Source organism: Streptomyces sp. NPDC127117, assembly GCF_042677325.1.
GTDB lineage: Bacteria > Actinomycetota > Actinomycetes > Streptomycetales > Streptomycetaceae > Streptomyces.
In genome coordinates this window covers 48,559-72,885 of record NZ_JBHXTM010000043.1, presented here as the reverse complement: position 1 = coordinate 72,885, position 24,327 = coordinate 48,559, and the positions used below count along the sequence as shown (strand labels likewise).

The window sequence follows — 24,327 nt, the reverse complement described above, 5'->3', positions numbered from 1 at the left end:
GGCACCGCCGCACAGGGCAAACGGGCCGGGCCCCGGGGAATCCCCGGGGCCCGGCCCTCAGCCTGCCGACGGCTACGCGCTCATCGCGCGCACCCGGCTCAGTTGTCGTCCTCGTCGATCAGGAACCCGCGCATCGGCGAGGGAGCCTGCTGCATCGGCTGCGGCGCCTGCGGCCGCACCGGTGCCATCGGCTGGGTCATCGCCGGCGACATCTGCTGCTGGCCACCGTACGAGGGCCCACCGCCCATGGACGGGTTGCCGCCCATCGGCTGGTTGCCGTGGTTGCCGCCCATGGTGTGACCCATGGCGCCGGCACCGGCCGGAGCCAGCGAGGGCGACGGCGGCAGCGAAGCGGTCGCGGGGGTCCGCGGCGGGGCCAGCGAGTCGTCCGCCTGGGTCTCCAGCTGACGCAGCTGGCTCTCCAGGTAGGACTTCAGGCGGGTCCGGTACTCACGCTCGAAGCCACGCAGATCCTCGACCTTGCGCTCCAGCGTCGCGCGGGCCGACTCCAGCGAGCCCATCGCCACGCGGTGCTTCTCCTGCGCGTCCCGCTCCAGGGCGTCCGCCTTGGCACGCGCGTCGCGCTCCAGGCCCTCGGCGCGGCTGCGCGCCTCGCCGACGATCTTGTTGGCCTCGGAACGGGCCTCCGCGATCGCCTGGTCGGCGGTCTGCTGCGCGAGCGAGAGGACACGGGCGGCGCTGTCGCCACCGGGGCCCTGACCGGGCTGCTGCATCTGCGGCTGCTGCATCTGCTGCATCTGCTGCTGCGGGGCGTGACCCCCCATGGGGCCGCCCATCGGGCCACCCATGGGACCGCCCTGCATCGGGCCGGGGCCGTGCGGGCCCTGCGGACCGGGGCCGTGCTGGCCCTGGGGACCAGGACCGTGACCGCTGGGACCGGCGGGCAGCTGCGGAGCACCACCGGGCAGCTGGGGCGGACCCATCTGCGGGGGCTGCTGCTGGACCGGCGGACCCGATATGGCGGCGGGCACCGGTGCCCCGGGCCGGTCCTGCGGCTCCGGCTTGCGCATGCCCTGCTGCTGGTTCTGCGCGGCGGCACGCGTGGCAGCGGCCAGCTTCGCGCGGAGGTCCTCGTTCTCACGGAGCAGGCGGGTCAGCTCGGACTCGACCTCGTCGAGGAAGGCATCGACCTCGTCCTCGTCATAGCCTTCTCGGAGGCGGACGGTCGTGAACTGCTTGTTCCGCACGTCCTCAGGAGTCAGCGGCATCTCTTCTTCACCTCTACGTAGTCGTCGGCAGTCGGCAAGACCGTATCGCTCACAGCCTGATCACGATGCTGATCAGGATGTAGACGATGATCATCAGAACGAAGAAGGACAGGTCGAGTGCCACGCCCCCGAGACGCAGCGGCGGGATGAACCGCCGCAGAAGCTTGAGCGGTGGATCGGTGACAGTGTAGGTGGCCTCAAGTATGACCACCATCGGCTTGCCGGGCTGCCATGAACGCGCGAACTGGAAGACGTAGTCCATGACCAGCCGGAAGATCAGCACGATGAGGAAACACATCAGCGCGATATAGACAACCTGCAGTGCGACGCCCATTTCGCGCTTCCCTCTCCCCTGGCTCTCGTAGCTCCGGCCTCGCGGCCGGGTTGTTCCCGGTGTCGTGTTCTCAGCTCTGGTTGAAGAATCCGCCCTCAGCGATGCGGGCCTTGTCCTCCGCCGTGACATCGACGTTAGCAGGCGACAACAGGAACACCTTCTGCGTCACGCGCTCAATGCTGCCATGGAGACCGAAGACGAGTCCTGCGGCAAAGTCGACAAGTCGCTTTGCATCCGTATCGTCCATCTCCGTGAGATTCATGATCACCGGAGTGCCCTCACGGAAGTGTTCCCCGATGGTACGGGCCTCGTTGTAGGTCCTGGGGTGCAGCGTGGTGATGCGGTAGGGCTCCCGCTCGGACACGACCTTGGGCATGATCACCGGTGCGTTCTTCTCCATGTTCGGGCGTTCAGGTGTGATGGATGCCACGGGGGCGATTCGGGCGGGTCGCTCTCTCTCCGCCGGGATCTGAACCGGCTCCCGCTGCGCGGGAGGCTGCACCGCTCGTACCGGTTCGTCCCGCTCCCGGTCCCGCTCCCGCTCCACCTGATGCGCGGGCTGGTGCCGCCGCCGGTCGCGCTCCGGCTCCGGCTCGGGTTCGAATTCGTCGTCGGGGTCGAACCCCGGACCGTCGTACCCATCGTCCTCCACGAGGCCGAGGTAGACCGCCATCTTGCGCATCGCGCCGGCCATGCTCTGAGTCCTCCGCTCTGTGGTGGATCGGCATCTGTCACCAAGTGCCCCGCGATCCACTGAGGCCTGCCCGCCATAGGCGGGAATGACCATATTTTCTGCTGTGGTCCGACCTGCTTGGCGACGTTACCCGAGCCCGGGTCGGACTCCGAGTACCGCCGTACCGACGCGCACATGTGTCGCTCCGGCCGCGACCGCGTCCTCGAGGTCCGCGCTCATCCCTGCAGAGACCATGTTCGCAGCAGGATGGTTCCCGCGCAGGCGGGATGAGAATTCCATCAGCCGGTCGAAGGCGGCCCGTTGGCGTCCCGCGTACGGCCCTGCGAGCGGCGCGACGGTCATCAGACCGCCGAGCCGCAGCCCCGGCGCGGACTCGACCGCGGCGGCCAACTCCTCGATCCCGTCCGGCGCGACGCCGCCCCGGTCACCCCGCTCGCCGCTCTCCGCGTCGAGCGCCACCTGGATGAGACAGCCGAGTTCGCGCCCTTCGCGTTCGGCGGCCGCCGAGAGGGCAGTGACCAGTCTGGCGCGGTCCACCGACTGCACGACATCGGCATAACTCGCCACAGAACGAACCTTATTCGTCTGCAATTGACCGACAAAGTGCCATGTGAGCGACAGATCCGCACATTCGGCTGCCTTGGGCGCCGCGTCCTGGTCACGATTCTCCGCGACATGACGTACACCCAGTTCGTGCAGAATCCGCACATCGCTCGCGGGGTAGGTCTTCGTGACCACGATGAGCGTCACTTCATCCCGCTCACGACCGGCGGCGGCACAGGCGGAAACGATGCGTTCCTCCACCCGTGCCAGATTTTCGGCGAGTTGAGCCTTACGGTCCGTCATGCCCTATCAGTCCAACCAGACATATCCGGCGAGCCGCCCGGTGGTGCGGTCGCGGCGGTACGAGAAGTGATCGCCCGATTCGAGGGTGCAGACCGGCGAGACCTGCCGGTCCTCGATCCCGAGATCCTTGAGCTGGGCGTGGACCCCCGCGGTGACGTCCACCGCCGGGGTGCCCCAGCTGGTCTCGGACCAGGCGGCCGGGACGCTCTTCGCGACCTCGGCGCGCATGTCGGCCGGGACTTCGTAGCACCGTCCGCAGACCGCCGGCCCGGTGCGGGCGACGATCCGGGAGGTGTCGGCACCGAGCCCGGCCATGGCCTCGACCACGGCGGGGACGACCCCGGCGACCAGACCGGGACGGCCCGCGTGCGCCGCCGCCACGATCCCGGCGACCGGGTCGGCCAGCAGTACGGGGGTGCAGTCTGCGGTGAGCACGGCGAGCGGGAGCCCGCGTCGCGCGGTCACCACCGCGTCCACCGCGGGGATCTCCGAAGCGTCCGGCCACGGCCCGTCGACGACCGCGACGTCCCGCCCGTGCACCTGGTTCATCCAGACGACCCGCGTCGGATCCAGACCGAGGTCCCGGGCGGCGCGCTCGCGATTGGCCAGAACGGCGGCGGGGTCGTCTCCGACCGCGCCGCCGAGGTTGAGCTCCTCGTACGGAGCGGCGCTCACTCCGCCCCACCTGTCGGTGAAGGCGAAGTGTGCGCCGCCCGTCGAGGACAGTGCGTGGTGCTGAGCTATCACTTCAAGAAGTCCGGGACATCCAGCTCTTCGGCCTGCGAGTCCTGGTACGCGGGACGGGCCGGCGGGACGTGCGGCGGCGCGACCGGCGGCAGGTGGGTCTCGCTCGCCACCGGTACGGGCTCCGACTGGACCGGCGGCTCCTCGCGGGTGGGCACGGAGCCCAGCCCACCGGTCTGACGCACGGGCTCCGGGGTCCGCACCGGCGCGGCGGGCTCGTCGCGCTTGGCGGAGTTGGCGCCCAGGACGTTCTCGCGGCGGGCCGGCGGCTGTCCGCCGTCGAAGCCCGCGGCGATCACGGTGACGCGTACCTCGTCGCCCAGCGCGTCGTCGATGACCGCACCGAAGATGATGTTCGCCTCGGGGTGCGCCGCCTCGCTCACCAGCTGGGCGGCCTCGTTGATCTCGAAGAGACCGAGGTCGCTGCCGCCGGAGATGGAGAGCAGGACACCGCGGGCGCCGTCGATGGACGCCTCCAGGAGCGGCGAGGAGATCGCCATCTCCGCGGCGGCCACCGCGCGGTCGTCGCCACGGGCCGATCCGATGCCCATGAGTGCCGATCCGGCCTCGGACATGACCGACTTGACGTCGGCGAAGTCGAGGTTGATCAGCCCCGGGGTGGTGATGAGGTCGGTGATGCCCTGGACACCCGAGAGCAGCACCTGGTCGGCCGACTTGAACGCGTCGAGCACGCTGACCTGGCGGTCCGAGATGGACAGCAGCCGGTCGTTGGGAATGACGATGAGGGTGTCGACCTCTTCGCGGAGTTCGGCGATGCCGTCCTCCGCCTGGTTCGCGCGTCGCCGGCCCTCGAAGGTGAACGGGCGGGTGACCACGCCGATCGTCAGGGCGCCGAGCGAGCGCGCGATGTTGGCGACGACGGGTGCGCCGCCGGTGCCGGTGCCGCCGCCTTCTCCGGCGGTGACGAAGACCATGTCGGCCCCCTTGAGGACCTCCTCGATCTCCTCACGGTGGTCCTCTGCCGCCTTGCGACCGACTGCCGGGTTGGCGCCGGCGCCAAGGCCGCGGGTGAGTTCGCGGCCGACGTCGAGCTTGACGTCGGCGTCGCTCATCAACAGGGCTTGCGCATCAGTGTTGATCGCGATGAACTCGACGCCCTTGAGACCGACCTCGATCATTCGGTTGATGGCATTGACACCACCGCCGCCGACACCGATGACCTTGATGACTGCGAGGTAGTTCTGCGGTGCTGCCACGTCGAAGGCCTCTCGCCTCGAGTTACGTGTCGTCGCTTCGCGGTAGTCCCGCCGCGACGACGGATGCCGATTGGGACGGTCCGAAACGCCGACCCAAACCCTAACGTTGAAGTTTAGGGTTACCAGTGTGTCTGCTTCATGGACTCTTCCGAACAGGACACTAAGTCGACAAGTGGCGCACGTTCAACGAACACGCCGAACCTCCCGTTTTTCTTTTCACCCTATGTGATCACCCGTAGCGCTGACCAACCAGGGTGCTGGCCAGGCCAAATGTGCGTCAACTACCCGACACGGAAGGGGCGGTGGGTGCACTCACGTCGAAGTGTCCCGCTTTGGGAGCGGCTTTCATGAGAGCGGTGAGAACTCTCGCCTTCACCGGACCCCCTTCGCCGCTGCCCCAGTTCACCGTGCGCCCCCGGGTGAGCTGCAGGGAGATCGAGTCGTACGAGGTGACCCGTACGACCTCGGTGTCCTTGGCGACGCCGCCCGGAAGTTCGCCCGCGACCCGGACCGCTTCCCGCACCAGCCGGGCACTGCCGAATCGGCGCAGACTCGCGGACTGATCAGGTTTCAGTTCCAGCAGAGGTACGCGACCGGGCGATTTGTCCACCGTTGCGAAACGAACGCCTTTCGCGTCCACTTCAATGAACTTTGCACCCTTTTTGACCAACAGGACCGGCTGTCGTTCGGTCACCTTAAGTCCGATTCCGTGCGGCCATGACCGTACGACATCCACGGAGTCGATACGAGGCAACTTCTGGCGCAATCGGTCGGCGATGGCGTCGGTGTCGACGGAGATCAGCGGGGCCCCGACCGGAACCGCCGCGGCGGCCTCCACCTCGGCCGGTGTCAGTACGTCGACACCGGTGGTCCTGACCTGTTCGGCACGGAGCCAGGAGGAGCCGTAGAGCGCCCAGACGGTACCGGCGGCGAGCAGCAGCGCGAGCACGCCGGTAACGATCAGCGTTCTGCGGCTGGGCAGTCGGCGCGCCTCGGGGCGCGGGCGCGGCGGGCGGGCCGGGGAGTGCTTCTGCTGCGCTTTCCCGCGCTGGGCGGTCGTCGGTCCGGCCACGCTCGCTCCTTATGCCGGGTCCGGGAGCGCCGCCCCCGGACCCGTCGGCCTCACGCGCCTCGGCGTGCGGCAATCGCCTCGTACACCATGCCGACGAGCAGGTCGTCGGCGTCCCGGCGGCCGAACTCGGCGGCGGCGCGGGACATCTCGTACAGCCGGTGCGGATCCGCGAGCACCGGGAGGACGTTGCCCTGCACCCACTCGGGGGTGAGCGCCGCGTCGTCCACCAGCAGCCCGCCGCCGGCGTTGACCACCGGCTGGGCGTTGAGCCGCTGTTCGCCGTTGCCGATGGGCAGCGGTACGTAGGCGGCGGGGAGCCCGACGGCGGAGAGTTCGGCGACGGTCATCGCGCCGGCGCGGCAGAGCATCATGTCGGCCGCGGCGTACGCGAGATCCATCCGGTCCACGTACGGTACCGGGATGTAGGGCGGCATCCCGGGCATGTTGTCGACGCGCGGCAATTCGTTCTTCGGGCCGACCACATGGAGGATCTGGATTCCGGAGCGCTGGAGCAGCGGTGCGACGCGCTGGACCACCTCGTTGAGGTGGCGGGCGCCCTGCGAGCCGCCCGAGACCAGCAGCGTCGGCAGGTTGGGGTCGAGCCCGAAGGCGGCACGCGCCTCGGGGCGGACCCGGGCCCGGTCCAGGGTGGCGATGGTGCGGCGCAGCGGGATGCCGATGTAACGGGCGCCGCGCAGCTTGCTGTCGGGGGTGGAGACGGCGACGCCGTGGGCGTACCGCGAACCGATCTTGTTGGCCAGGCCGGGACGGGCGTTGGCCTCATGGACGACGATCGGCACCCCGGCCCGCTTGGCGGCGAGGTAGCCGGGCAGGGCGACATAGCCGCCGAAGCCGACGACGCAGTCCGCCTTGGTGCGCTCCAGCACCTGCTCGGCGGCCTTGATGGTGCCGCGCAGCCGTCCCGGGACGGTGATCAGCTCCGGGGTGGGCTTGCGCGGCAGCGGCACGGCCGGGATCAGGGCGAGTTCGTACCCCCGCTCGGGTACGAGCCTGGTCTCAAGTCCGCGCTCCGTGCCGAGGGCAGTGATTCCCACGGTCGGGTCCTGCCTGCGCAGGGCGTCCGCGAGGGCAAGCGCGGGCTCGATGTGGCCGGCGGTCCCCCCACCGGCGAGTACGACATGCACCGAAATTCACCGCTCTCCGGACGGACGCTTCTTGACGCGCCGTCTCATCGTCTTCCATCTCACCCCGGGCCTCCGCATGGCCAGGGCAGCCTTCGCCGCGGGATCCTCTCGCGCGAACGCGATCAGCAGCCCGACGGCGAACATGGTCGGCAGCAGGGCCGATCCTCCGTAGGAGAACAGCGGGAGCGGGACCCCGGCGATCGGCAGCAGGCCGAGCACCGCACCGATGTTGATCACGGCCTGCACCGTGATCCAGGTGGTCACACCTCCCGCGGCGTACCTCACGAAGGGGTCCTCCGTGCGTCCGGCCACGCGGATACCCGCATAGCCTAGAGCCGCGAAGAGGGCGAGTACCGACAGCGTCCCCGCCAACCCCAGTTCCTCCCCGGTGATGGCGAAGATGAAGTCGGTGTGCGGTTCAGGTAGTTGGCCCCATTTTTCCACACTCGCACCGAGCCCGGAACCGAACCATCCGCCGGACGCCAGAGCATAGATGCCGTGCACCGCCTGCCAGCAGGAGTCCCCCGGTCCGGGCTCGCTGGCGCCGATGCAGGCGAGCCTGGACATCCGGTTCGGGCTGGTCTTGATCAGTACGAAGGCGATCAGGGCGGCGAAGCCGAGCACCCCGCCGAAGAGCCGGGTGGGCGCCCCCGCCAGCCAGAGCAGCCCGAACAGGATCGCGGTGAGAATGATCGCAGTTCCCATGTCGCCGCCGAGCATGATCAGCCCGAGGAGCATGAAGGCGACCGGGACGAGCGGGACGAGCAGGTGCTTCCACTGGGTCAGCAGCCGTTTGTCCTGTTTGCGCGCGAGCAGGTCCGCGCCCCACAGGATCAGGGCGAGCTTGCCGAACTCACTGGGCTGGAGCTGGAAGGGCCCGCCCAGGTAGAGCCAGTTCCGGTTGCCGTTGACCGACATCCCTATCCCCGGCACCTGGACCAGCACCATCAGGAAGACGGTGCCCATGAGCAGCGGATAGGCGAACGCCCGGTGCAGTTTGGCGGGCATCCGGGCGGCAAGCGCCATCAGTCCGGCACCGATGACGGCGGCCAGGAACTGTTTACGGAAGAAGTAGGTGCCCGGTTTGTCGAGTTCCAGGGCCTTGATCATCGACGCGGAGTAGACCATCACCAGGCCGAGCACGGTGATCAGCAGCCCGGCGCCCAGGATCAGGTAGTACGCGGTCAGCGGGCGGTCCCAGGCCCGGCGCACCCGCTCGTACATCCCCCGCATCCCCCCGCGGGAGGAACGGGGCCCACGGGGGCCGCCGGTGGAGCGTCCCTTGGAGCGGGGCACCGAGGGGCGCCGGGAGCCGGTGACGGAACGGACCCTGAGAGCGGGGCCCGGTGGCGCCGGGGCGCCCGCTGCCGCTCCCGCGAGCAGCGGTGGGGCGAGTGCCCGGCTGATCGCCGCGGTGGCCCGTGAGCGGCCCTCACGGGGCCCGGCAGAGCTCTCTTCGGCCGGCATCGTCGCTGTCCCCTCCACTGCTCGTGCGCGGAGGCCGGGCCCGTCAGGCGCTCTCGGCAGCGAGTGCGCGGACCGCGTCCGCGAACGCCTCGCCCCGCTTGTTGTAATTGACGAACATGTCCATCGAGGCACAGGCCGGGGCCATCAGTACGGTGTCTCCCGGCCGGGCGAGCCGTGCCGCCTCGCGGACCGCCTCGGACATCGCCCCAGTGTCGGTCCGGTCGAGGTCGACCACCGGGACCTCGGGGGCGTGTCGCGTGAGGGCTTCCCGGATCAGTTCCCGGTCCCGGCCGATCAGTACGACGCCCCGCAGCCGCCCGGCGGCCCCGGTCACCAGCTCGTCGAAGGTGGCCCCCTTCGCGAGGCCGCCGGCGATCCAGACGATCGGGTCGTAGGCCGCCAGCGATGCCTCGGCGGCATGGGTGTTGGTGGCCTTGGAGTCGTCGATGTACGCGACCCCGGCGACGTTCGCGACGTGCTCGATGCGGTGCGGGTCGGGGCGGAAGGCCCGCAGCCCGTCGCGTACGGCCGCGGGCTCGACGCCGAAGGCGCGGGCCAGGGCCGCGGCCGCGAGGGCGTTGGCGATGTTGTGCGGGGCGGGCGGGTCGATGTCCTTGACCTCGGCCAGCTCCTGGGCCTGCTTCTGCCGGTTCGCCACGAAGGCGCGGTCGACGAGGATGCCGTCGACGACGCCCAGCTGGGACGGGCCCGGTGTGTTCAGGGTGAAGCCGATGGCCCGGCAGCCCTCCTCCACGTCGGCCTCGCGGACCAGGTCCTCGGTCGCCGGGTCGGCCGCGTTGTAGACGCAGGCGACGCGGTTGCCCTCGTAGATCCGGCCCTTGTCCGCGACGTACGCCGCCATGGAGCCGTGCCAGTCGAGGTGGTCGGGGGCCAGGTTGAGGACGGCGGCGGAGTGGGCGCGCAGCGAGGGCGCCCAGTGCAGCTGGTAGCTGGACAGCTCGACGGCGAGTACGTCGTACTCCTCGTCGCCGAGCACCGCGTCCAGCAGCGAGACGCCGATGTTGCCGACGGCTGCGGTGCGCAGCCCGGCCGCCTCCAGGATCGAGGCGAGCATCCGTACGGTCGTGGTCTTGCCGTTGGTGCCGGTGACCGCGAGCCAGGGGGCCGCGCCGGGGCCCCGCAGCCGCCAGGCGAGTTCGACGTCGCCCCAGACGGGGACGCCCGCCTCGGCGGCTGCGGTGAAGAGCGGCTTGTGGGGCTGCCAGCCCGGGGCGGTGACGATGAGCTCGGTGGACTCGGGCAGGGTCGCCCCGTCGCCGAGGCGCACGGCGATGCCCTGCGCCTCCAGCTCCGCGGCCTGGGCGCGCGAGCGCTCGTCGTCCCCGTCGTTGACCACGGTGACGACGGCCCCGAGGCCGTGCAGCACCTTGGCCGCCGGGATTCCGGAGACTCCGAGTCCCGCGACGGTGACGTGCTTGCCCTGCCAGTCCTGGTTGCTCACTTCTCGGCTGCCCATCCCGCGTAGAAGAGTCCGAGTCCGACGATCACGCACATGCCCTGGATGATCCAGAAGCGGACCACGACAAGGACTTCGGACCACCCCTTGAGTTCGAAGTGGTGCTGTAGCGGCGCCATCCGGAAGACCCGCTTGCCGGTCATCTTGAAGGAACCGACCTGGATGACCACGGACATGGTGATCATCACGAAGAGACCGCCGAGGATGGCCATCAGGAACTCGGTGCGGGAGCAGATCGCCAGACCGGCGAGGGCGCCGCCGAGGGCGAGCGAGCCGGTGTCACCCATGAAGATCTTGGCGGGCGAGGTGTTCCACCACAGGAAGCCGAAGCAGGCGCCCATCAACGCCGAGGCGACTACCGCGAGGTCGAGCGGATCGCGTACCTCGAAACAGGCGTTGGGGTTGGTCAGGGTGTCCGCGTTGGCGCAGGACTCCTGGAACTGCCACAGCCCGATGAAGGTGTACGCGCCGAAGACCATCACCGAGGCACCGGTGGCCAGGCCGTCCAGACCGTCCGTCAGGTTCACGCCGTTGGACATGGCCAGGATCATGAACAGTGCCCAGACCACGAACAGCACCGGGCCGATCGACCAGCCGAAGTCCGCGACGAACGACAGCTTGTCGGAGGCCGGGGTGTTGCCGCGGGCGTCGGCGAACTGGAGCGAGAGCACCGCGAAGGCGATGCCCACGATCAGCTGGCCGGCCATCTTCGCCTTGGCCCGCAGGCCCAGCGAACGCTGCTTGACGATCTTGATGTAGTCGTCGAGGAAGCCCACGAGGCCCATGCCGGCCATCAGGAAGAGCACCAGCACGCCGGAGAATCGCATCTCCTCGCCGGTGATCAGCTTCGCCGCGACGTACGCGATGATCGTCGCCAGGATGAAGGCAATGCCGCCCATGGTGGGCGTGCCCTTCTTGGACCCGTGGGTACGCGGGCCGTCGTCCCGGATGAACTGCCCGTATCCCTTGCGGGCGAGCAGCTTGATCAGCAGCGGAGTTCCGACCAGGGTCAGGAAGAGCCCGATGGCCCCCGCGAAGAGGATCTGCCTCATCGGCCGGTGACCTCGCCCTCGGACGCGTTCTCCAGCAGTGCCATGGCGACCTGCTCCAGGCCGACCGACCGGGACGCCTTCACCAGCACGACGTCTCCCGGGCGCAGTTCACTGCGCAACAGGTCGACCGCGGCCTGTGCGTCGGACACGTGCACCGACTCCTCACCCCACGAACCCTCGTTGTATGCGCCCAGTTGCAGCCAGGAGGCCTCTCTGCCCCCGACCGCGACGAGCTTGCTGACGTTGAGCCGGACGGCGAGCCGTCCGACCGCGTCGTGCTCGGCGAGCGAGGCGTCGCCGAGCTCGGCCATCTGGCCGAGCACCGCCCACGTACGACGGCCCTTCCCCATGGCGACCAGCGCGCGCAGCGCGGCTTTCATGGATTCGGGGTTCGCGTTGTAGGCGTCATTGACGAACGTCACGCCGTCCGGACGCTCGGTGACCTCCATGCGCCAGCGGGAGAGGGTGCCCGCCTCGGAGAGCCCTTCGGCGATCTCGTCTGCGGACAGGCCCAACTCATGGGCGACGGCGGCCGCGGCGAGCGCGTTCGACACGTGGTGCTCACCGTACAGGCGCATGGTCACGTCGCTGCACCCGGTGGGTGTGTGGAGCTGGAAAGCGGGGCGTCCGTCGTCGGTGAGACGGACCTTCTCGCCCCGTACGTCCGCTTCCGCGGCTTCCCCGAAGAGCAGCACCCGGGCCTTGGTGCGGGAGGACATGGCGCGTACGAGCGGGTCGTCGGCGTTGAGTACGGCGACGCCGTCCTCGGGCAGCGACTCGACCATCTCGCCCTTGGCCTGTGCGATCTGCTCCCGGCCGCCGAACTCGCCGATGTGGGCGGTGCCGACGTTGAGGACGAGGCCGACGCGGGGCGGGACGAGTCCGGTGAGGTAGCGGATGTCACCGATGTAGCGTGCACCCATTTCGAGGACGAGGTGGCGGGTGTCCTCGGTGGCGCGCAGCGCGGTGAGCGGCAGACCGATCTCGTTGTTGAGGTTGCCCGCCGGGTAGACGGTGGGCCCCTTGCGTTCGAGGAGCTGGGCGATGAGGTCCTTGGTGGAGGTCTTGCCCGCGGAGCCGGTGAGCGCGACGACGGTGGTGCCGAGGCGGCCCACGACGGTGCGCGCGAGCGCGCCGAGTGCGGCCACGACGTCGTCGACGACGATCGCCGGAACACCGACGGGGCGGGCGGCCAGCACGACTGCCGCACCCGCCTCGACGGCGCGCTGCGCATAGTCGTGGCCGTCGACCCGCTCGCCGGCGAAGGCGACGAACAGGCTGCCCTGCGTCACCTCCCGGGAGTCGATGACGACCGGCCCGCTGACGGTTGCTGCCGGATCGGGTATGTCGTGCGACTGCCCGCCGACGATTTCGGCGATCTCGGCGAGGGAAAGGGCGATCACTTGGTCATCCCTGACTGTTGTTCTCGTGGGTGTGGGCGCGGTGGCCGGCGCTCTCGGTGCGCTCGTGCCCCAGGGACCGCTCGATGGCCGCGCGCAGGACCACGCGGTCGTCGAAGGGGCGTACCACGCCATGGATGTCCTGGCCCTGCTCATGGCCCTTGCCTGCGATCAGCACGGTGTCACCGGGCTCGGCACGGGCGACCGCGGCGGCGATGGCGGCGGCCCGGTCGGCGTCGACCAGGACGTCGCCCCGCTCGTGGACGGGCACCTCGGCGGCGCCCGCGAGCATGGCGGCGAGGATTCCGAGGGGGTCCTCGGAACGGGGGTTGTCGGAGGTCAGTACGGCGGTGTCGGCGAGGCGGGCGGCGGCCGCGCCCATCGGGCCGCGTTTGGTCGTGTCGCGGTCGCCGCCGCAGCCGAGGACGATGTGCAGCCTGCCCTCGGTGACCGCCCGCAGGGAGCGCAGCACGGATTCGACGGCGTCGGTCTTGTGCGCGTAGTCGACGACCGCGAGGTACGGCTGTCCGGCGTCGACGCGCTCCAGGCGGCCGGGGACGCCGGGAACGGCCGCGACGCCGTCGGCGGCGGTCTGCGGGTCGATGCCGGCGACGGCGAGCGTGACGATCGCGGCGAGGGTGTTGGCGACGTTGAACGGGCCGGGCAGCGGGGCCCTGGCCACGATCCGCTCGTCCTTGGGGCCGACGACGGTGAAGGTCGAGCCGAGCGGCCCGAGTTCGACGTCCTCGGCGCGCCAGTCGGCGTCCGGGTGGCCCTCGGCGGAGAAGGTGACGACCGGGACGGACGCCTCGGTGATCAGCCTGCGGCCGTACTCGTCGTCGTGGTTGACGACGCCCTGGCGGCTGCGGGCAGGGGTGAAGAGCTGCGCCTTGGCCTGGAAGTAGTCCTCCATCCCGGAGTGGAACTCCATGTGTTCCGGGCTGAGGTTGTTGAAGACCGCGACGTCGAAGACGCAGCCGTCGACCCGGCCGAGCACCAGGGCGTGGCTGGAGACCTCCATGGTCACCGAGTCGACGCCGCGTTCGCGCATGACGGCGAACAGGGCCTGCAGATCGGTGGCCTCGGGGGTGGTGCGCTCGGACTTGATGCGTTCGTCGCCGATCCGCATCTCCACCGTGCCGATGAGCCCGGTGGCGCGCCCGGCACCGCGGAAGCCGCCCTCGACGAGGTACGCGGTGGTGGTCTTGCCGGACGTTCCGGTGATGCCGATCTGGAGGAGGTCGCTGCCGGGCCGTCCGTAGATCTCCGCGGCCAGCTCGCCCATCCGGCCGCGCGGGTCCTCGGTGACCAGCACCGGAAGTCCGGTGGCGGCGGCGCGCTCGGCGCCCGCCGGGTCGGTGAGGATCGCCGTCGCGCCGAGACCGGCCGCCTGGGCGGCGAAGTCGGCGCCGTGGAAGCGGGCGCCCGGCAGGGCCGCGTAGACATCGCCGGGACGTACCGCCCGGGAGTCGTGGGTGATGCCGGTGATCTCGCCGGTTCCCGGCGGCTCGACGCCCAGCCGGGCTGCCAGTTCGCCGAGCGGGGTCGGCCCGATCCGGTCCGGGCGGGGCGCTCCCGGGTAGTTCACAGGGGCGGCCTTCTGGGTGGTTTGGGACTGATCAGCGTGGGGCACGGCGGTGAGCGTACCGGGCGCACCCGGCCTCTCGCGAAGTGAGGGGCCGGGGTTCTGGTGGTTCCCGTTCCGGTTCCCGGGATCGGGCGTGATGGTTGTCACTGGATGGTTTCCCCGAGTTCACTCGCCGGGCTTGAAGGACACCGGCAGCCGGGCTGGCCCGCTGCCGGACGGTGGGGTCTGGAGGGTCTTGAGCGCGAACTCCATGACCTGCTTGTAGATCGGTCCGCAGATCTGGCCGCCGAAGTAGCTGCCCTTGGTCGGGTTCTGGATCGCGCAGTAGACGGTGATCTGCGGTTTGTCGGCGGGTGCGAAGCCCGCGAAGGAGGCGGTGTAGCCGTGGTAGCCGCCGCGCACCGGGTCGACCCGGTTGGCCGTACCGGTCTTGCCCGCCACCCGGTAGCCCGGGATCTTGGCCTTCGTGCCGGTGCCCTCCTCGTCGCCGACCACCGACTCCAGCATCGCGGCGAGCGTCCTGGCGGTCTTGGCGCTGACCACCCTGGTCCGCTCGGGCGGTTCGGCGGCCTGGAACCGGCCGTCGGCGCCCTTGGTGCCGCGTACCAGCGTGGGCGCGACGCGGACCCCGTCGTTGGCGATCGTCGAGTAGATGGAGGCGGCCTGCATGGCGTTGAGCGAGAGGCCCTGGCCGAACGGGATCGTGTACTGCTGCGAGGTCGACCAGTCCTGGGGCTCGGCGAGGATCCCGGGGGTCTCGCCCGGGTAGCCGAGACCGGTCGGTGAGCCGATCCCGAACTTGCGCAGGTAGGAGTGGAGGACCTTGTTGGCCTCGGCCTGCGTCCTGCCCAGTTCGCCGGTGGCCAGGATGGTGCCGATGTTGCTGGACTTGGCGAGTACGCCGTTGAGCGTCAGGTACCAGGTGGGGTGGTCGATGTCGTCCTTGAAGAGCCGGTCGCCGCGGTGCAGCCGGTTGGGGACGGTGACATGGGTGCCCGGGGTGGCGACGCCCTCCTCCAGCACGGCGGCCATGGACATGACCTTGCTGGTGGAGCCGGGCTCGTAGACGTCCTGGAGGGCCGCGTTGCCCAGCGACGCCGCGTCGGCCTGCGAGAGGTTGTTGGGGTCGAAGCCGGGGGCGTTGGCCATGGCGAGGACCTCGCCGGTCCTGGTGTTCTGGACGACCACATAGCCGCGGTCGGCCCTGGACTTCTTCACCTGGTCGCTGATGGCCTGCTGGGCGGCCCACTGGATGTCGCGGTCGATGGTCAGCTCGATGTCGGCGCCGGGGACGGCCGGGACCTCCTTGGTGCCCGCGGTGGGCACCCGGCGGCCGCCCGCCTGGGCGTACCTGATCTTGCCGTCCTCGCCCGCGAGCTCCTTGTCCAGCTGCGATTCGAGGCCGCCCGCGCCCTTGCCGTCGGAGTTGACGTAACCCAGTATCCCGGCGGCGAGGCCGCCGTTGGGGTAGACCCGTTTGGTGGTCGCCTCCTGGAAGACGCCGGCCAGCACGTTGGCCCCGGGGCCGCCGCTCGCCCGGTCCTTGCCTGCCTTCTCCGCGAAGACGGACTTGAGGTCCTTGATCTGGTTCCAGACCTGTGGGGTCTGCCGGCGGGCCAGGACGACGTAGCGGCCCTTCCCGGACAGCTTCCGGGTCAGCTCGGTGGCGTCGGTGCCGAGGATCGGGGCGAGGAGCGCCGCCGCCTGCCGGGGCGCGTCGGGGGCCTTGCTGAACTCGGGCGTGAACATCGAGGGGTCGGCGGTGATGTTGTACGCGTCGACGCTGGTGGCCAGGGCGATCCCGCCGCGGTCGGTGATCTCGCCGCGCTCGGCGGCGATCGTGTAGCTGAGGTAGCGGTTCTCCTTGGCCTTGGCTGCGTACGCGCTGGCGTCGACGGCCTGGACCTGGAGCAGCCGGACGACGAACGTCAGCATGACGAGCGTCAGGGCGAGGCTGACCAGGCGGAGCCGGGGGCGCGGGTTGCCCAGCCGCAGCGGGCTCGCGCCCGGGTTGCGGGGCGGGCGGGGGCGCGGTGCCGGGGCGGAGCGGCGGACGGCGGGCCGGGGGCGCCCCTGGCCGCCTGCGGCGCTGCGCGGGCGCGCGGGGCCGGGTACCCGGCGGCGCGGTGGTTCCTTGGGCGGCACTGCGTCACCTGCCGGGGCTCGTCGGGGTCTGGTCTGCCGGGGTACGCGCCCCGGCGGGCGGGGTCACGGAGGTGCTGGGCGGCGCGGCGGCGCCCGAAGGTGTGGCCGATGCCGACGGGGCGGGCTGGGCCGGGGCGCTGGGCTTGAGCTGGGAGCCGGCGGCGGGGGGCGCGGTTGCGGGGGGCGCCGCCGGCGCACTGCTCTGCTGCTGCGGCGGCGGGACGGGCTCCGCGGTGGTCTCGGCGGGTACGCCGCGGACCGTGCCGTCCGGGTTCAGGAAGGCGGGGCTGCCGCCGGGCACCATGCCCAGTTCTCGGGCGCGGCGCTCCAGGGCGTCCGGCTTGGAGAAGTCGTCGACGTCGCGCTGGAGGGCCTGCTGCTCGTCGGTGAGTTCGGTGGTCCGCTTCTTCAGCTCGCTCAGCCTGAACGACCCTTCGTTGAGGGCCGAGTTGAGCACCAGGAGCGTGATCAGGCCGCCGCCGAGCAGCACCACGACCAGCAGGACGAAGGGCGTACGGGCCGCGTTGCTGGGCCCGGACGGCATCAGCCGGGCGAGCCTCGCGGCACGCCCTTTCAACTGCCCGGCCGGTCTGCTCACCGCACCGCCCCGCACATCACCGGTTTCCGGGCCGCCGGACGCCGGGCGCTCATCGTTCCTCCTCGCGGATCCGCTGGGCACCACGCAGCCGGGCAGGGGCGGCCCGCCGGTTCTCGGCGACCTCCTCCTCGGTGGGCAGTTCCGCGCCGCGGGTCAGCAGCTTCAGCCGGGGCTGGTAGCGCTCGGGGACGACCGGCAGTCCGGGCGGCGCCGTGGTGGCGGCGCCCGCCGCGAACACCTGCTTGACCAGCCGGTCCTCCAGCGAGTGGTACGAGAGGACGGCGATCCGGCCGCCGACCGCGAGGCTCTGCACAGCCGCCGGAATGGCCCGCTCCAGGACGCTGAGCTCGCCGTTGACCTCGATGCGCAGCGCCTGGAAGGTCCGCTTGGCGGGGTTGCCGCCGGTGCGCTTGGCCGCCTGGGGCAGCGAGTCGCGGATCAGCTCGACGAGCCGGGCGCTGTTGCTGAACGGCTCCTTCTCGCGCTCGCGCACGATGGCGGAGACGATCCGCTTGGCCTGCTTCTCCTCGCCGTAAGCCCGCAGGATCCGCACCAGTTCGCCCGGCGGATAGGTGTTGAGCACCTCGGCCGCGCCGATGCCGGTCGTCTGGTCCATGCGCATGTCGAGCGGGGCGTCCTGGGCGTACGCGAATCCGCGGTCGGCCTCGTCCAGCTGCATGGAGGAGACACCGAGGTCGAACAGGACGCCCTGGACCTTGGGGATGCCGAGCCTGTCGAGCACCTCGGGCAGCTCGTCGTAGACGGCGTGCACCAGGGTGGCCCGGTCGCCGTACGGGGCGAGCCGCTCGCCGGAGAGCCTCAGCGCCTCCTTGTCCCGGTCCAGCCCGATCAGCCGCACGGAGGGGAAGGCGGAGAGCAGCGCCTCGCTGTGACCGCCGAGGCCGAGGGTGCAGTCGACGACCACGGGCGCCTGCGGGCCCGGCGCCTCCAGAGCCGGGGCCAACAGGTCCAGGCATCGCTGGAGCATCACCGGGACGTGTCGGGTCTGGCTCATGCGCCCTCTCAGGCTCAGGTCCCGTGTGGCCGCACGTACGGCCTGGTCCCCGCCCGCTCAGAAGGGGAGGTGGGCCGACGCCGGGGAAGGGGCGTCGGCCGACCGCGAGCGGGAGAGGGCCGGGCCCGTACGTACGCCGCACACACAGGGGAAATCTACGGAATGTGCAGGGTGTCGGTAACTTCCCGTCACTTTAGTCCACCCTGCCATTCGATCGATTCCCGATCAATCAACCCGGCAGCGCGTCGCCCGACCCCCTGTTCACCCGCCCGAACGAACGGTTGTGAGGCTTGTGGGTTACCTCACAACAAGCCTCGTTGACGTTCTTTGTCCCTTCCCACAGCACGACGGGAGCGGGTGCGGGAGCTAACGTCATATCCATGTCGACTTCCGCGCACTCCCCTGTCCGGTTTCCCTCGGACGACGCCGACCAGGCCCGCACCGGGAACACGGTCACCGACCGTCTCGTCGAGGCGAACGTCCGGTACGCCGCCGATTTCGAAGACCCGGGCATGGACGCCAAGCCGGTGCTGCGCGTCGCCGTGGTCGCCTGCATGGACGCCCGGCTCGACCTGCACGACGCACTGGGCCTGTCGCTCGGCGACTGCCACACCATCCGCAACGCGGGCGGTGTGGTCACCGACGACGTGATCCGCTCGCTGACCATCAGCCAGCGGGCCCTCGGAACGCGCAGCGTGATACTGATCCACCACACCAACTGCGGCCTGGAGTCGCTCACCGAGGAGTTCCGCCAGGAGCTGGAGGTGGAGGTCGGCCAGCGTCCGGTCTGGGCGGTCGAGGCGTACAAGGACGCCGACCAGGACGTACGGCAGTCGATGCAGCGCGTGCGCACCTCGCCGTTCCTGCTGCACACCGACGATGTCCGCGGCTTCGTCTTCGATGTCACCAGCGGTCTGCTGCGGGAGATCCTTCCCTCCTCCTGACCTCCCGGACACCACCCACCAGGAACCGAAAACCCCACCGAAACCGGCATTTCGCCCTCAGTTGTCCACAGGCGAGTGACACGAAGCGGTAACGGCAACAAGAATGCGCGTGTGACATCCCGCCGGACGTGTCCGAAGGGGTGTCCGTGTTTCGGGGTGGGCCGGACCGCTGCGTGCGCGTCGGCCCGTGAATGGGGTACCCCACCGCTCCTGGTGAGCGTGGGGCAGGGCCGAGGAGGGCCGGGTGACGACCTATGACGATCGAGCGAGCCTCACAGATCTGACCACGACTGCGGAGCGGGTGCGCAGGTCGGTGGAGAGCGTGATCGAGGGCAAGCCCGAGGTCGTACGGCTTTCGCTGACCGTGCTGCTGGCGGAGGGGCATCTCCTCATCGAGGATGTCCCCGGGGTCGGCAAGACGATGCTGGCCAAGGCTCTGGCACGGTCCATCGACTGCTCGGTGCGGCGCATTCAGTTCACGCCGGACCTGCTGCCCTCGGACATCACCGGTGTGTCCATCTTCGACCAGCAGCGGCGCGACTTCGAATTCAAACCGGGCGCGATCTTCGCCCAGATCGTGATCGGCGACGAGATCAACCGGGCATCGCCGAAGACCCAGTCGGCACTGCTGGAGTCCATGGAGGAGCGCCAGGTCACCATCGACGGGCACAGCTACGAGCTGCCCGACCCGTTCATGGTGGTGGCCACACAGAACCCGGTGGAGATGGAGGGCACCTATCCGCTGCCCGAGGCCCAGCGCGACCGGTTCATGGCGCGGGTCTCGATCGGCTATCCGAGTGCGGACGCCGAGCTGCGGATGCTCGACGTGCACGGCGGCCTCCCTCCGCTCGACGACCTGCAGCCGGTGGCCCACGCCCACGACATCGTGAAGCTGATCGACGCGGTGCGCACGGTGCATGTGGCCGACGCCGTGCGGCGGTACGCGGTGGAGCTCGTCGCGGCCACCCGCAGCCATCCCGATCTCCGGCTCGGCGCCTCGCCGCGGGCCACCCTGCATCTGCTGCGCGCGGCGAAGGCCTCCGCGGCGCTGAGCGCCCGGGACTACTGCCTGCCGGACGATGTGCAGGCGCTGGCGGTAGCGGTGCTCGCGCACCGGCTGCTGCCGACGGCACAGGCCCAGCTGAACCGCCGTACCGCCGAGCAGGTCGTGCAGGAGATCCTCCAGCAGACACCGGTTCCGACCGCGAACGGCGGAACCCAGGTCCAGCCGCAGCATCATCCGGGCCGGGTGCCGTACGGCCGGCAGCAGCCCGGCGCACGGCGGGTCTGATGGCCGCCGGGGGGCCGGCCGCGATGGACGACGGCGGTGAGAAGGGCGGTATGCGGGCCGCCCTGAGCGGGCTGACCACGCGCGGGCGGTCCTTTCTGGCGGCCGGTATCGCCGCGGCGGTCTGCGCCTTTGTGCTCGGGCAGGCGGATCTGCTGCGGGTCGGGCTGCTGCTCGCCGCGCTGCCGCTGGTCTGTGTGGTGGTGCTCGTCCGCACCCGCTACCGGGTCGCGGGCACCCGGCGGCTCTCGCCGTCCCGGGTTCCGGCGGGCTCGGAGGCACGGGTCCATCTGCGGATGGAGAACGTGTCGCGGATGCCCACCGGGCTGCTGATGCTCCAGGACCGGGTGCCCTATGTGCTCGGGCCGCGGCCCCGGTTCGTGCTGGACCGGGTGGAGGCGGGCGGCCGTCGCGAGGTGTCCTACCGGGTGCGGTCGGATCTGCGCGGGCGCTATCCGCTCGGGCCGTTGCAGCTGCGGCTGAGCGATCCGTTCGGGATGTGCGAGCTGACCCGTTCGTTCAGCGCGTACGACACCCTCGTCGTCATTCCGCGGACCGAGCCGCTGCCGCCGGTGCGGCTGGCCGGCGAGGCCTCGGGGTACGGCGAGGGACGGCAGCGTTCGCTGGCGCTGGCCGGTGACGACGACGTGATCCCGCGCGGCTACCGGCACGGCGACGATCTGCGCCGGGTCCACTGGCGCTCCACCGCGCGCTACGGCGAGCTGATGGTGCGCCGCGAGGAGCAGCCGCAGCGGGCCAGGTGCACGGTCCTGCTGGACACCAGGCGGACCGCCTATCAGGGGGCGGGGCCCGACTCCGCCTTCGAGTGGGCGGTGTCCGGGGCCGCGTCCGCGCTCGTGCACATGCTGGAGCGCGGCTTCGCCGTCCGGCTGCTGACCGACGACGGGACCGCGGTTCCCGGCGAGGGCGCGGGCGGTTTCGCCGGCTCGACGCAGGAGTCCGCCGACTCGGCAGGGCTGATGATGGACACCCTGGCGGTGGTCGACCACTCCGACGGCAGCGGTCTGTCACGCGCGTACGAAGTGATGCGCGGCGGCAACGAGGGGCTGCTGATCGCGTTCTTCGGTGATCTGGACGAGGAGCAGGCGGCGGTGGCGGCGCGGATGCGGCAGCGCAGCGGCGGCGCCGTCGCGTTCGTGCTGGACAGCTCGGACTGGAGGCAGGGCGATGTCCCGCCCGCGGGAGCGGAGGCGGCGTCCGAGCGGCGGCTGCGGCTGCTGCGCGAGTCGGGGTGGACGGCGGTGGCGGTTTCGCCCGGGACCGGGCTCGCCCGGTACTGGCGGCAGGCGGGGCAGCACGGCGCGGCGGCACAGTCCGCCGCGGCGGGCGGCACGACGGGTTTCTCCGGGGGATGGTCATGAGCGGTCGTGGTCGGCTGGCGCTGTGCGCCTTTGCGGCGACGCTGATGGCGGCGGCCTCGATGCTGCCGCTGGTCGAGCCGGCCGGATGGATCCTGCAGGCGGCGTTCCTGCTGGCGGTGCAGAGCGGGACGGGCGCGCTGGTCCGCCGGGCGCCCGTGCCCCGTGTGCTGGTCGTCGCTGCGCAGGCGCTGGTCACGCTGGTCCTGCTGACGGTGGTGTTCGCCAGGCAGCAGGCGATGGCCGGTCTGCTGCCCGGCCCGGAGGCCGTCCAGCGCCTGTCGCATCTGCTGACGTCGGGCGCCGAGGACGTCGGCAGGTACGCCGCCCCGGCTCCCGTGACGGACGGCATCCGGCTGATGCTGATCGGCGGTGTGCTGCTGGTGGGCCTGGCGGTGGACGCCCTCGCGGTGACATTCCGCAGCGCGGCCCCGGCCGGCCTGCCGCTCCTCGCGCTCTACTCGGTGGCCGCGGGGCTGTCCGGTGGCGGGGCGGACTGGCTCTGGTTCCTGCTGGCGGCCGGTGGCTATCTGCTGCTCCTGCTGGCGGAGGGCCGGGACCGGCTCTCCCAGTGGGGGCGGGTCTTCAGCGGCGCGGCCACCAGGACCCCGGGAGGTCCGGCGCTCGGGGCGGCGCTCGCGGGCGGCCGTCCGACGGCCCCGGTCCGTACCGGGCGCCGCATCGGTGCGCTGGCGCTGGGCGTCGCGCTGGTCGTCCCGGCGGCGCTGCCGGCGCTCGAAGGCGGAATGCTGTTCGGTACGGGCACCGGCAGCGCCGGCAAGGGGGGCGGCGGCACCATCTCCGCGGTGAACCCTCTGGTCTCGTTGCAGGACAATCTGAACCAGCCGGAGAACCGGCAGGTGATGTCCTACCGCACCAATTCCGGCGCCCCGCAGGACTTCTATCTGCGGATTCTGGCCCTGGACCAGTTCAACGGGAGCGAGTGGCGGCCCTCCACGCGCCGTCTGAAGGACGTGCCCAAGCGGCTCCCGGCCCCGGCGGGCCTCGGCCCGGACGTGGCGGTCACCGAGGTCACGTCGAACATCTCCGCGTCCCGCTCCTACCAGCAGACCTATCTGCCGCTCCCCTACCCGGCGACCGAGGTCGGCATCGACGGACGCTGGCGGTACGAACCGGAGGGGCGGACCCTTGTGGGCGACCGCGGGGAGACGACCCGGGGCGCGCAGTACCGGGTCTCCAGCCTGCTGGTCGAGCCGACCGCCGAGCAGCTCGCCGCGGCGGGCCCCGCACCGGCCGAGCTGCGGCGCGAATACACCCGCGTTCCCGGCTCGCTGCCGAAGATCGTCGAGGAGACCGCGGACAGGGTGACCCAGGGCGCCGCCAACGATTACGAGCGGGCGGTGAAGCTGCAGGACTACTTCGCCTCGAACGGCGGCTTCAGCTACAACACCTCGGTGAACTCGGGCACCGGCAGCTCTGCGATCACCCGGTTCCTGAAGGAGAAGCAGGGCTTCTGCGTCCACTTCTCCTTCACGATGGCCGCGATGGCCCGGACGCTGGGCATCCCGGCGCGGGTCGCGGTGGGCTTCACTCCGGGCACCGGGCAGCCGGACGGTTCGGTCTCGGTGGGGCTGCGCGATGCGCACGCCTGGCCCGAGCTGTACTTCGAGGGCGTCGGGTGGACCCGTTTCGAGCCGACTCCGACGCGGGGCACCACGCCGCCGTACACCCAGCAGAACGTCCCCACGGGTGACACGGATATGCCGGCCCTGCCCGAGAAGGGCGCCTCGGCGGCTCCGTCGACCGCACCGTCCGTCCCGGACGGCTGCCCGGCGCAGATGCGCAAGCAGGGCGAGTGCGGCAGCTCGGCGGCGCCGGGCGTGACGCCTCCGACGGACTCGGGGACGCCGACGGGCACCGTCGTCGGTGTGGCCCTGCTCGCCGTGGTGGTCCTCGCGCTGCCGCTGCTGCCGCTGCTCTGGCGACTGCGGGCACGCAGGCGCAGGCTGAGCCTCTCCGACGGGCGTACGCCGGTGCGCGACCGCATCGCACCAGCGCCGACGGGGCAGGGCACCTCCGGCACCCACCGGGGCCGGGGCATCGAACCCGGCCCACCGGGGTACGTCACGGCCGGCACGCTGGCGGCCTGGCAGGAGATCACCGACACCGCCTGGGACCACGGCATCGAACCGGACGATTCCCGGACCCCGCGCAAGGCGGCGGACCGGGTGGTGCGGCTGGGGCAGCTCGACCCCGACGCGGCCGCTGCCGTGCACCGGGTGGCCGGGGCGGTGGAGCAGGTGCTCTACGCCCCGGAGCCCCGGGTGAGCACCGGCCTCGCCGAGGACGTGTCGACGGTACGGGCCGGTCTGCGGGCGTCCGCCGGCCGCATGACCCGGATCCGGGCGGTCGTGGCTCCGCGCTCGGCCGTTCGGGTGATCTGGGCGGCCGCGGACCGCTGGGCGGTGTTCACCGACAGGTGCACGGCGCTGTGGGGCCGCGTCCGGTGGGCGGGGTGGCCGCGGCGCCCGTCGCGCCAGCAGGGATGACCGGGGGCGTGGTCTGCGGCAGGCCGCGGGCCACGCCCCGCTACGGCCCCGGCAGCCGGCCCGAGGGCCTCCGGCGGCGTTCGTCGGCAGCGGCGGGCGGGCCCGCCCGGGCGCAGCCGCACCCGTCCAAGCCTCGGCCCACGCGAAGCCCCGCCCCGCAGAGCGGTCGGCCCGGTATCCGTC

The 24,327-nt window shown here is 71.1% G+C and carries 20 protein-coding genes; 4 read left to right on the top strand and 16 right to left on the bottom strand.

Going from position 1 to position 24,327, the window contains the following annotated elements; genetic code table 11:
- Positions 1 to 98: 98 nt before the first annotated feature.
- From ACFVH0_RS30220 to rsmH, 16 genes are all read right to left on the bottom strand, one after another.
- Positions 99 to 1,229 carry a DivIVA domain-containing protein gene (locus ACFVH0_RS30220; protein WP_124718182.1) on the bottom strand — a complete coding sequence of 377 codons (1,131 nt, stop codon included), beginning with the start codon at positions 1,227 to 1,229 and terminating at the stop codon, positions 99 to 101.
- 49 nt (positions 1,230 to 1,278) lie between these two features.
- The gene (locus tag ACFVH0_RS30215; RefSeq protein ID WP_072483208.1) at positions 1,279 to 1,563 is read right to left on the bottom strand and encodes a YggT family protein; all 285 of its coding nucleotides are present in this window, start codon (positions 1,561 to 1,563) and stop codon (positions 1,279 to 1,281) included.
- A 70-nt stretch (positions 1,564 to 1,633) separates the two neighbouring features.
- Positions 1,634 to 2,257 carry a cell division protein SepF gene (locus ACFVH0_RS30210; protein ID WP_342286275.1) on the bottom strand — a complete coding sequence of 208 codons (624 nt, stop codon included), beginning with the start codon at positions 2,255 to 2,257 and terminating at the stop codon, positions 1,634 to 1,636.
- Between the two features lie 126 nt (positions 2,258 to 2,383).
- Complete coding sequence (locus ACFVH0_RS30205) at positions 2,384 to 3,103, bottom strand: YggS family pyridoxal phosphate-dependent enzyme (protein WP_385825323.1); 720 nt, start codon at positions 3,101 to 3,103, stop codon at positions 2,384 to 2,386.
- Positions 3,104 to 3,109: 6 nt separating this feature from the next.
- On the bottom strand, positions 3,110 to 3,850 hold the full coding sequence (gene pgeF, locus ACFVH0_RS30200) for a peptidoglycan editing factor PgeF (protein WP_385825321.1): 741 nt from the start codon (positions 3,848 to 3,850) through the stop codon (positions 3,110 to 3,112).
- A complete protein-coding gene (gene ftsZ, locus ACFVH0_RS30195; RefSeq protein WP_385825319.1) occupies positions 3,847 to 5,064 on the bottom strand; it encodes a cell division protein FtsZ in 1,218 nt (405 codons plus the stop codon). The genes pgeF and ftsZ overlap by 4 nt, the downstream gene beginning before the upstream one ends.
- Positions 5,065 to 5,341: 277 nt before the next feature.
- Complete coding sequence (locus ACFVH0_RS30190) at positions 5,342 to 6,136, bottom strand: cell division protein FtsQ/DivIB (RefSeq protein ID WP_385825317.1); 795 nt, start codon at positions 6,134 to 6,136, stop codon at positions 5,342 to 5,344.
- Between the two features lie 50 nt (positions 6,137 to 6,186).
- Positions 6,187 to 7,281 carry an undecaprenyldiphospho-muramoylpentapeptide beta-N-acetylglucosaminyltransferase gene (gene murG / locus ACFVH0_RS30185; protein ID WP_326765088.1) on the bottom strand — a complete coding sequence of 365 codons (1,095 nt, stop codon included), beginning with the start codon at positions 7,279 to 7,281 and terminating at the stop codon, positions 6,187 to 6,189.
- 6 nt (positions 7,282 to 7,287) lie between these two features.
- The gene (gene ftsW / locus ACFVH0_RS30180; protein WP_385825315.1) at positions 7,288 to 8,748 is read right to left on the bottom strand and encodes a putative lipid II flippase FtsW; all 1,461 of its coding nucleotides are present in this window, start codon (positions 8,746 to 8,748) and stop codon (positions 7,288 to 7,290) included.
- A gap of 43 nt (positions 8,749 to 8,791) precedes the next feature.
- Positions 8,792 to 10,225: a UDP-N-acetylmuramoyl-L-alanine--D-glutamate ligase gene (gene murD, locus ACFVH0_RS30175; RefSeq protein ID WP_385825314.1), complete on the bottom strand. Its 1,434-nt coding sequence runs from the start codon at positions 10,223 to 10,225 to the stop codon at positions 8,792 to 8,794.
- Positions 10,207 to 11,277, bottom strand: a complete 1,071-nt coding sequence (mraY, locus tag ACFVH0_RS30170; protein ID WP_385825312.1) for a phospho-N-acetylmuramoyl-pentapeptide-transferase — start codon at positions 11,275 to 11,277, stop codon at positions 10,207 to 10,209. The genes murD and mraY overlap by 19 nt, the downstream gene beginning before the upstream one ends.
- Positions 11,274 to 12,680 carry a UDP-N-acetylmuramoyl-tripeptide--D-alanyl-D-alanine ligase gene (gene murF / locus ACFVH0_RS30165; protein ID WP_385825310.1) on the bottom strand — a complete coding sequence of 469 codons (1,407 nt, stop codon included), beginning with the start codon at positions 12,678 to 12,680 and terminating at the stop codon, positions 11,274 to 11,276. The genes mraY and murF overlap by 4 nt, the downstream gene beginning before the upstream one ends.
- 4 nt (positions 12,681 to 12,684) lie before the next feature.
- A complete protein-coding gene (locus ACFVH0_RS30160) occupies positions 12,685 to 14,412 on the bottom strand; it encodes a UDP-N-acetylmuramoyl-L-alanyl-D-glutamate--2,6-diaminopimelate ligase (protein WP_385825308.1) in 1,728 nt (575 codons plus the stop codon).
- 18 nt (positions 14,413 to 14,430) lie between these two features.
- On the bottom strand, positions 14,431 to 16,410 hold the full coding sequence (locus ACFVH0_RS30155; RefSeq protein ID WP_385825306.1) for a peptidoglycan D,D-transpeptidase FtsI family protein: 1,980 nt from the start codon (positions 16,408 to 16,410) through the stop codon (positions 14,431 to 14,433).
- A 4-nt stretch (positions 16,411 to 16,414) separates the two neighbouring features.
- Positions 16,415 to 17,008: a septum formation initiator gene (locus ACFVH0_RS30150; RefSeq protein ID WP_385825304.1), complete on the bottom strand. Its 594-nt coding sequence runs from the start codon at positions 17,006 to 17,008 to the stop codon at positions 16,415 to 16,417.
- A 49-nt stretch (positions 17,009 to 17,057) separates the two neighbouring features.
- The gene (gene rsmH, locus ACFVH0_RS30145) at positions 17,058 to 18,023 is read right to left on the bottom strand and encodes a 16S rRNA (cytosine(1402)-N(4))-methyltransferase RsmH (protein ID WP_385825302.1); all 966 of its coding nucleotides are present in this window, start codon (positions 18,021 to 18,023) and stop codon (positions 17,058 to 17,060) included.
- A gap of 380 nt (positions 18,024 to 18,403) precedes the next feature.
- Here rsmH and ACFVH0_RS30140 point away from each other — a divergent pair, with 380 nt between their 5' ends.
- From ACFVH0_RS30140 to ACFVH0_RS30125, 4 genes are all read left to right on the top strand, one after another.
- Positions 18,404 to 18,967, top strand: a complete 564-nt coding sequence (locus ACFVH0_RS30140) for a beta-class carbonic anhydrase (RefSeq protein ID WP_385825300.1) — start codon at positions 18,404 to 18,406, stop codon at positions 18,965 to 18,967.
- 244 nt (positions 18,968 to 19,211) lie between these two features.
- Positions 19,212 to 20,258, top strand: coding sequence for an AAA family ATPase (locus ACFVH0_RS30135; RefSeq protein WP_385825298.1), 1,047 nt, complete (start codon positions 19,212 to 19,214; stop codon positions 20,256 to 20,258).
- Positions 20,258 to 21,637 carry a DUF58 domain-containing protein gene (locus tag ACFVH0_RS30130; protein WP_385825297.1) on the top strand — a complete coding sequence of 460 codons (1,380 nt, stop codon included), beginning with the start codon at positions 20,258 to 20,260 and terminating at the stop codon, positions 21,635 to 21,637. Before ACFVH0_RS30135 ends, ACFVH0_RS30130 begins: the two co-directional genes overlap by 1 nt.
- On the top strand, positions 21,634 to 24,144 hold the full coding sequence (locus ACFVH0_RS30125) for a DUF3488 and DUF4129 domain-containing transglutaminase family protein (RefSeq protein WP_385825295.1): 2,511 nt from the start codon (positions 21,634 to 21,636) through the stop codon (positions 24,142 to 24,144). The genes ACFVH0_RS30130 and ACFVH0_RS30125 overlap by 4 nt, the downstream gene beginning before the upstream one ends.
- Positions 24,145 to 24,327: the final 183 nt, after the last annotated feature.

Coding starts and splice junctions, on each gene's coding strand:
- ACFVH0_RS30220 (WP_124718182.1), bottom strand. CDS start 1,229: ATGCCGCTGACTCCTGAGGACGTGCGGAACAAGCAGTTCACGACCGTC.
- ACFVH0_RS30215 (WP_072483208.1), bottom strand. CDS start 1,563: ATGGGCGTCGCACTGCAGGTTGTCTATATCGCGCTGATGTGTTTCCTC.
- ACFVH0_RS30210 (WP_342286275.1), bottom strand. CDS start 2,257: ATGGCCGGCGCGATGCGCAAGATGGCGGTCTACCTCGGCCTCGTGGAG.
- ACFVH0_RS30205 (WP_385825323.1), bottom strand. CDS start 3,103: ATGACGGACCGTAAGGCTCAACTCGCCGAAAATCTGGCACGGGTGGAG.
- ftsW (WP_385825315.1), bottom strand. CDS start 8,748: ATGCCGGCCGAAGAGAGCTCTGCCGGGCCCCGTGAGGGCCGCTCACGG.
- murD (WP_385825314.1), bottom strand. CDS start 10,225: ATGGGCAGCCGAGAAGTGAGCAACCAGGACTGGCAGGGCAAGCACGTC.
- mraY (WP_385825312.1), bottom strand. CDS start 11,277: ATGAGGCAGATCCTCTTCGCGGGGGCCATCGGGCTCTTCCTGACCCTG.
- rsmH (WP_385825302.1), bottom strand. CDS start 18,023: ATGAGCCAGACCCGACACGTCCCGGTGATGCTCCAGCGATGCCTGGAC.
- ACFVH0_RS30140 (WP_385825300.1), top strand. CDS start 18,404: ATGTCGACTTCCGCGCACTCCCCTGTCCGGTTTCCCTCGGACGACGCC.
- ACFVH0_RS30130 (WP_385825297.1), top strand. CDS start 20,258: ATGGCCGCCGGGGGGCCGGCCGCGATGGACGACGGCGGTGAGAAGGGC.
- ACFVH0_RS30125 (WP_385825295.1), top strand. CDS start 21,634: ATGAGCGGTCGTGGTCGGCTGGCGCTGTGCGCCTTTGCGGCGACGCTG.